We start from the raw sequence: 1,892 nt of genomic DNA on the forward strand, positions 1-1,892 counted from the left end.
CGCGCTTCCGTCACCGCCTGGTCGACGGTCAGCGTTGCCGCGGATGGCTTGGTGGCCGGCTTCGGGGCGGGTGCCGCAGCTACTGGCTGCGCGGGCAGCGTGGTGGTCGCGGCGGCGACGAGAAGACTGGCGGCGATGCTGGTCACCACAGCTGTCCCTCGCCTCCTTCCGCCTGTGCGGACGTTCTCTGACATGACGAGATACCTCCCCGTGCTGTTGAAGGACGTGCTTCGCGTCCGTTTGCTGTCGCAGCGACCCGCGCCGCGTTCCGGGTACGTGGCCAGGTGCCGCTGACGTCTGTTGATGCGGGTGACCGGCGGGACGGGGCTGCCCGGTGTGGGCGGCCCGCGTCCGTGTCGCGGTCGTGCCGACCGGTGGTCAGAAGATCAGGTCGACGTACGCCCAGTTGGCGCCGATGACGGTGTAGCCCGGCTTGAACCGCCCGATCCCGTTGCCCTGATAGAGATAGAGATCCTTGGTGGACGAGTACCGGGCGATGACATCGGTGTTGCCGTCCATGTTGAAATCCCCGACGGAGAAGATCCGGTCGAAGTAGGCCCACTTGGACCCGACGATGGTGGAGCCGGACGCGAACCTGCCGCTACCGCTGCCGCGATAGAGGTAGATGTCCTTGGTGGTGGCGTGGCGGGCCATGACGTCGGTCTTCCCGTCGCCGTCGAAGTCACCGGGGGAGAAGATGGTGTCGAAGGCGGACCAGTTCGACCCGACGATCGTGGAGCCGGAGATGAAGCTGCCGGTTCCGTTGCCCCGATACAGGTAGATGTCCTTGGTGGTGGCGTGGCGGGCCATCACGTCCGACTTCCCGTCCCCGTCGAAGTCGCCGGGAGAGAAGATGATGTCAAAGGCCGACCAGTTGTCGCCGACGATCGTGGAGCCGGAGATGAAGCCGCCCCGCCCGTTGCCGCGGTAGAGGTAGAGATCCTTGGTGGTCCCGTGCCGGGCGATCACGTCGGTCTTCCCGTCGCCGTCGAAGTCACCGGGCGAGAAGACGGTGTCGAACGCCACCCAGTTGGCCCCGATCACCGTGTAGCCGGACTGGAACCGACCAGCGCCGTCGCCCTTGTAGAGCAGGATGTTGTTGTCGGGCGTGTACCGGGCCATGACGTCCGGGTAGCCGTCGCCGCTGAAGTCCCGGCGCGGCCCGGCCGGCACCGCCTGGACCGGGCTGACCACCTGGTTCCAGGCGAGCACCTCGCTCAACTGCCCGGAGAACCAGCCGCCGTACCCGCTGGCCGACGTCTTGTGGGCACCCATCCGGAACGCGCCGGCCGCGTTCCAGGTGGTGGCGTGGATCCCCACGCCCTTGTTGAGCGCGCCGAGGTAGAGCCCCAGCCGGCCGTTCGCCTTCTCGTAGCTGACGGTCACGTGTGTCCAGACACCCATCCTGGCGCTGTTGGCCCCGGCGGTGACGGTGTCCCACACCGGACTGATCGAGTCGCTCTGCGGCATGGCGGCCCGCCAACTACTGTCGGACGCGTCGACCCAGAGCCGGAATCCGGCGGTGTTCGTACCGTCCTGGGACAGGATGGTGCCGCCGGGGGCGGTGGGCTTGACCCAGGCCGACACGGTGAAGTCGGCGTTGGTGGCGAAGGCGGGACCGGCAGCGCTGAGCTGGCCGCCCGTGCCGTTCATCAGGACGCTCGGGTCGAACAGGTCTCCCGTGTTCCAACTGGCGCTGCCACTCGCGTCGAGGCCGCCGACGGCGTCCGTGGCCACGTCGGTGCCGGAGACCGGTCCGGTGCTCGCGTCGGTGAGTTGCCAGGCGTGGTCGGCGGCGATCAGACCTTGGCTGGCGGCGGTGGTGATGGTGCCGGTGCCGTTGGCCAGGTTGCTCACGGTCCAGGTGGTGATGGTGGTGGCGCCGTTGGCAT

General features: G+C 68.1%; 1 protein-coding gene. It reads right to left on the reverse strand.

Going from position 1 to position 1,892, the window contains the following annotated elements:
- Window positions 1–378 precede the first annotated feature (378 nt).
- A partial coding sequence (locus tag ONA70_RS36085; RefSeq protein WP_265010954.1) for an FG-GAP-like repeat-containing protein occupies window positions 379–1,892 on the reverse strand: 1,514 nt, incomplete at its 5' end.

This window comes from Micromonospora yasonensis, from assembly GCF_026013475.1.
GTDB classification, from domain to species: Bacteria; Actinomycetota; Actinomycetes; order Mycobacteriales; family Micromonosporaceae; genus Micromonospora; species Micromonospora yasonensis.